We start from the raw sequence: 4,611 nt of genomic DNA, 5'->3' as shown, positions 1-4,611 counted from the left end.
GCAGATCGGAGATCATCGATACCAGCCGCCGGCCCAGGTAGTCGACGGCCGCCCCGGCGATCAGGGTGGCGACCAGCAGCGGCAGTGTCCCGGCCATGGCGACGATCGATGCGTCGAGCGCAGATCCGTTGCGCTGCAACACCAGCCACGGGAACGCGACGATCGAGATCCCGTTGCCCGCCCCGGCCGTCAGCGCGGCGAACAGGATCAGCAGCAGGGGGCCGCGCTTGGTGTGGGTCATGGGCTATCGCGGCCGAATCTAACAGCGTGCCCGTACCCACCGCGACGGATTTTCCGTTCAGGCACAGTGGACTGGTGTCGATCTCTGAACTCCCGCACCCCAGGACCGGCGAACTTTTCCCCTCACCGGTCCCGCCCGGCACGGGCTGGCCCGGGGACCCCGCGGATGCGTCCACTCCGGTGGCCAAGACCGCCGCGCAGGTGCGACGCCTGGCCGCCCGGGTGGGTACGGTCGACGAGCTCGACGCGTTGATCTCCGTGTGCCGGGCCTGTCCCCGGCTGGTCGCCTGGCGCGAAGAGACGGCCGTGACCAAGCGGAAATCCTTTGCGGATCAACCATATTGGGGTAGGCCGGCCACCGGATTCGGTGCGGAACAACCCGGGATCATGATCGTCGGGCTGGCCCCGGCCGCCCAGGGCGCGAACCGCACCGGTCGGGTGTTCACCGGGGACCGGTCCGGAGACTTCCTGTTCGCCGCGTTGCACCGGGCCGGGCTGGCCAATCAGGCGGTGTGCATCGACGCCGCCGACGGTATGCGGCTGACCGACACCCGGATGGCCGCGGCGGTGCGTTGCGCCCCACCGGCCAACGCGCCGACCCCAGGCGAGCGGGCCACCTGCGCGCCGTGGCTGCAGGCCGAGTGGCGCCTGGTCGGGCCGTCGGCTCACGTGGTCATCGCGCTGGGCGGTTTCGCGTGGCGGGCCGCACTTGAACTTCTCGGGTCGCCCCGGCCCGCGCCCAAGTTCGGACACGGCGTCACCGCATTGCTGCACACTGCCCAGGGCCCCGTCACCCTGCTCGGTTGCTTCCACCCCAGCCAGCAGAACACGTTCACCGGCCGGCTCACCCCGGCGATGCTCGACGACATCTTCGTCACCGCCAAACGCCTGGTCGCCGAGGCACGCGGGAACGAACCGGGCGCCTCTTGACGTTGACGCTGTCATGCGGCTCTCTGTCCTCGACCTCGTCCCGGTACGCACCGACCAGTCCACGGCCGATGCGCTGACCGCCACGACTCACCTGGCGCAGACCGCCGACCGGCTGGGATACACCCGCTACTGGATCGCCGAGCACCACAACATGCCGGCGGTGGCGGCCACCAGTCCGCCGGTGCTGATCGCGCATTTGGCCGCACACACTTCGCAGCTGCGGCTCGGTTCGGGCGGGGTGATGCTGCCCAACCACGCACCGCTGGCGGTCGCTGAGCAGTTCGCCCTGTTGGAAGCCGCCCACCCCGGACGTATCGACCTGGGGATCGGGCGGGCGCCGGGCTCGGATCCGGTCACCTCGCTGGCCCTTCGCGGGGCGGCCGGCCGCGATGATCGCGACATCGAGGCCTTCCCCCAGTACCTCGACGATGTCGTCGCCCTGATGGGTGCGCGCGGTGTGCGGGTGCCGTTGCCGCGCGACCTGATGCGCGAGAACTACGTACTCAAGGCGACGCCTGCGGCGGTCACCGAGCCGCGGATGTGGCTGCTCGGCTCGTCGTTGTACTCGGCGCACCTGGCCGCGGCCAAGGGGTTGCCGTACGTTTTCGCCCACCACTTTTCCGGCCAGGGCACTGCCGAAGCCTTGGCTGTTTATCGCGACGAGTTCCAGCCCAGCAATCTGGCCTCCGAGCCGGTGACATTCCTGACGGTCAACGCCTCGGTGGCCGAGACCACCGAAGAGGCCAAGGCGCTGCTGCTGCCACAACTACAGATGATGGGTCGGCTGCGGACCGGCCAGCCGCTCGGCGCGCTGGATCTGGTCGAGGACGCCGAGGCCACCACTCTCACTCCGCAGGCCGAGGCGGTGGTGGCCTCCGGGCTACGGCGCGCCGTGGTGGGCTCACCCGCCGAGGCGGCCGCGCAGGTCCGCGCGCTGGCCGAAGAGTTCGACGTCGACGAGGTCATGGTCAACCCGGTGGGCTCGGCCCGTCGCGGTGCTGGCCCGGCCACCGCGACGGCCCGCGCCACCACGCTCGAGCTGTTGGCCAAGGAACTGTTCTAAGGGCTGAGCACCACGATCGGGATCGGTCGCGACGTCTTCTTCTGATACGCCTCGTAGCGGTCAGAGTTGTTGTCGTTGACGATCTTCCACAACCGCTGGTAGTCGGGATCGTCAGGCAGCACGGGCTTGGCGGTGACGCTGAGTCGCTTGGGCCCGACGTTGATCTCGACGCGGGGCTGGGCCTTCAGGTTGTGATACCAGCCCGGTGAGCGGGGCGCTCCGCCCATGGACGCCACCACCAGATAGTCGTTCCCGTCACGGGCGTAGCTCAGCGTGTTGATCCGCGGCTGACCGGTCTTCGCGCCGGTGCTGCGCAACAGCAGGCTGTTCGGGAAGCCGGGCAGGTGGTGGCCGATCATCCCGTTGGACTTCTGGTAGATCAGGTCGTGGATGTGCAGGAGTCGGAGGCCGAGTTGTGCGATGGGCGACGGATCACTCATGGGTTCAATCGTGCTCGGACGCGTCGAGTTCTGCCAATGCCGCACGTAACAGCCGCCCCGACTCCTCACGGTCGGGGTCACGACGCATCATCATGCCCTTGACGAAGGACAGTTTGTCGCCGGCCTGACGCGGCACCACATGCAGGTGGATGTGGAACACGCTCTGGAAGGCGGCCTTGCCGTCGTTGATCACGATGTTGTTGCCGTCGGCGTGCAGGCCGGACCGGCGCGCGGCGCGGGCGATGCGCGCTCCGATGCGGGCCATCGCGGCCACGGTGTCCGCCGGGGTGTCGGTGAGATCGACCATGTGTTGCTTCGGGATGACCAGGGTGTGCCCGCGCGTGAACGGCCGGATGTCGAGAATGCCCAGGTAATCGTCGTCTTCGTAGATACGGATGGCGGGGGCTTCGCCGGCGACGATCGCACAGAACACGCAAGACATCCCGCCACGTTAACCTCCGGCGGCGTCCGTCCATTCGGCAACGCGTCGTTCCCGTTCGGCCGCCGTGAGGTTTTCGACACGGGTCATCACGGTCCAGCGTTGGCCGAACGGGTCGACGATCGAGGCAAAGCGGTCGCCGGTGACAAACGTCTGCGCGGGCTCGCGCATGATCGCGCCCGCCTTTTCGGCGCGGGCCACCACGGCGTCGACATCGGGGCAGTACAGCCCGATCGAATGAGTTGCCGCCGAACCCGGTTCCGGTGCGGCGATCTGAAACGCCTCCTGTGGGTCGCCGAGCTGTAACCGGCCATTGCCGAAATCGAGTTCGGCATGCGCGACGGTGCCGTCCGGCCCGTCCATCCGTTCGACCACGTCGGCACCGAAGACGTTCTGGTAGAAGGTGATTGCCTCGGCGGCTCCGTCGACGCAGAGGAACGGGGTCAGGCTGGTATAGCCCTGGGGAATCGGTGTGACAGTCATATCGACCAGTTTCGTAGGCTGTCGTGCATGCCCGCTTGTAAAAACGCGCCAGAGCGGGGAGTGGTCGGCCGCGCCGGTACCGTCGCGGCATTCGACCTGCACCGTTGGATGCCGTCGGACGAGGCCGGCCGGTTCGTCGAGCACTTTTGGTCGGTGAGCTGGGACCGCCGGCAGGCAGGTCCGTTCGAGAGCACTGTGATCACCTTTCCGGCCATGCATCTGACCCGCGAGTGGGGCGATGACGGTCTGCGTCATGGTCATCGGTTGCCGGCCACCTTGTTGCACGGGGTGGTGCCGAAAGTATTCCGGATCACCATCAGTGGGCGCGGTGCTGTGGTCGGGGCCCGATTCCGGCCCGGTGGGTTCACCGCCCGCTTCGGCGGGGACGCCGCGGCGATGACCGGTCGCGTGGTCTCCGTGAGCGAGTTATCCGGTGCGCCTGTGGTTCTCGGCGAGACTGTGGCCTCGGCCCATGCCGGTCTGGAGGCGATCATCGGCGCTACGGCCGAGCCGCTGGACGATACCTACCGGGCACTGTGTGCTCTGTGCGAGCGCATGAGCGCCGACGGATCACTGCACCGAGTCGAGCAGGTCATGCAGTATTCGCCGTGGAGCACGCGGACCACGCAGCGGGTGTTCCAGCGCTATGTCGGGGTGACGGTGAAGTGGGTGCTGTGCCGTTATCGGCTACAACAGGCCGCATTGGAGATCGAAAGTACGCCCGATCTCGACTTTGCCGATCTCGCAGTGCGACTCGGCTGGTACGACCAGGCGCATTTCGCCAAGAACTTCCGGTCCATGCTGGGATGCACGCCGGGGGAATACGCCGTTCAGAACGGTGGTGGTGGGTCGTAGTGTTCGGCGAGCCAGATTTGGTATTGGCGTTCGACGTCGAGGTCGTTGTTGATTTCGGCGCGTAGGTGTCGTTCTTCGGCGATGCGTTCTTGGCGTTCTTGTTCGCGGGTGTGGCTGCGTTTGGGCATCTTCATGCCACGGTGCGGACTTTGCGCCTCGGG

At 67.4% G+C, this 4,611-nt stretch carries 6 protein-coding genes and 2 pseudogenes; 3 read left to right on the top strand and 5 right to left on the bottom strand.

Annotation, left to right across the window (positions count from 1 at the left end):
* A pseudogene (locus A5699_RS18130) lies at nucleotides 1-241 on the bottom strand (MFS transporter); the annotation flags it as partial.
* Nucleotides 242-315: 74 nt separating this feature from the next.
* On the opposite strand from A5699_RS18130, the gene A5699_RS18125 reads away from it, so the two are divergent.
* Together A5699_RS18125 and A5699_RS18120 are read left to right on the top strand one after the other, a co-directional pair.
* The gene (locus tag A5699_RS18125; protein WP_067771710.1) at nucleotides 316-1,170 is read left to right on the top strand and encodes a uracil-DNA glycosylase; all 855 of its coding nucleotides are present in this window, start codon (nucleotides 316-318) and stop codon (nucleotides 1,168-1,170) included.
* 13 nt (nucleotides 1,171-1,183) lie between these two features.
* Nucleotides 1,184-2,233: an LLM class flavin-dependent oxidoreductase gene (locus A5699_RS18120; protein WP_067771706.1), complete on the top strand. Its 1,050-nt coding sequence runs from the start codon at nucleotides 1,184-1,186 to the stop codon at nucleotides 2,231-2,233.
* Here A5699_RS18120 and A5699_RS18115 read toward each other — a convergent pair.
* The 3 genes from A5699_RS18115 to A5699_RS18105 are packed head-to-tail and all read right to left on the bottom strand — an operon-like array spanning nucleotide 2,230 to nucleotide 3,595.
* Nucleotides 2,230-2,673 (bottom strand): nitroreductase family deazaflavin-dependent oxidoreductase, encoded by a 444-nt coding sequence (locus A5699_RS18115; protein ID WP_067771704.1) that lies wholly within the window; start codon nucleotides 2,671-2,673, stop codon nucleotides 2,230-2,232. The two genes, A5699_RS18120 and A5699_RS18115, sit on opposite strands and share 4 nt — an antisense overlap.
* A gap of 4 nt (nucleotides 2,674-2,677) precedes the next feature.
* On the bottom strand, nucleotides 2,678-3,115 hold the full coding sequence (locus A5699_RS18110; protein ID WP_067771701.1) for an HIT family protein: 438 nt from the start codon (nucleotides 3,113-3,115) through the stop codon (nucleotides 2,678-2,680).
* A gap of 9 nt (nucleotides 3,116-3,124) precedes the next feature.
* Nucleotides 3,125-3,595 carry a glyoxalase/bleomycin resistance/extradiol dioxygenase family protein gene (locus A5699_RS18105; RefSeq protein WP_067771698.1) on the bottom strand — a complete coding sequence of 157 codons (471 nt, stop codon included), beginning with the start codon at nucleotides 3,593-3,595 and terminating at the stop codon, nucleotides 3,125-3,127.
* 27 nt (nucleotides 3,596-3,622) lie between these two features.
* On the opposite strand from A5699_RS18105, the gene A5699_RS18100 reads away from it, so the two are divergent.
* The gene (locus A5699_RS18100; RefSeq protein WP_067771695.1) at nucleotides 3,623-4,450 is read left to right on the top strand and encodes a helix-turn-helix domain-containing protein; all 828 of its coding nucleotides are present in this window, start codon (nucleotides 3,623-3,625) and stop codon (nucleotides 4,448-4,450) included.
* Here A5699_RS18100 and A5699_RS18095 read toward each other — a convergent pair.
* Nucleotides 4,426-4,611, bottom strand: a pseudogene (locus A5699_RS18095) (HNH endonuclease); the annotation flags it as partial. The gene A5699_RS18100 and the pseudogene A5699_RS18095 overlap by 25 nt on opposite strands.

The sequence above is a fragment of the Mycobacterium sp. E802 genome, from assembly GCF_001666875.1.
GTDB lineage: Bacteria > Actinomycetota > Actinomycetes > Mycobacteriales > Mycobacteriaceae > Mycobacterium.
Note: the sequence above shows the minus strand (reverse complement) of the source record. Positions and strands in the feature narration are given on the sequence as shown.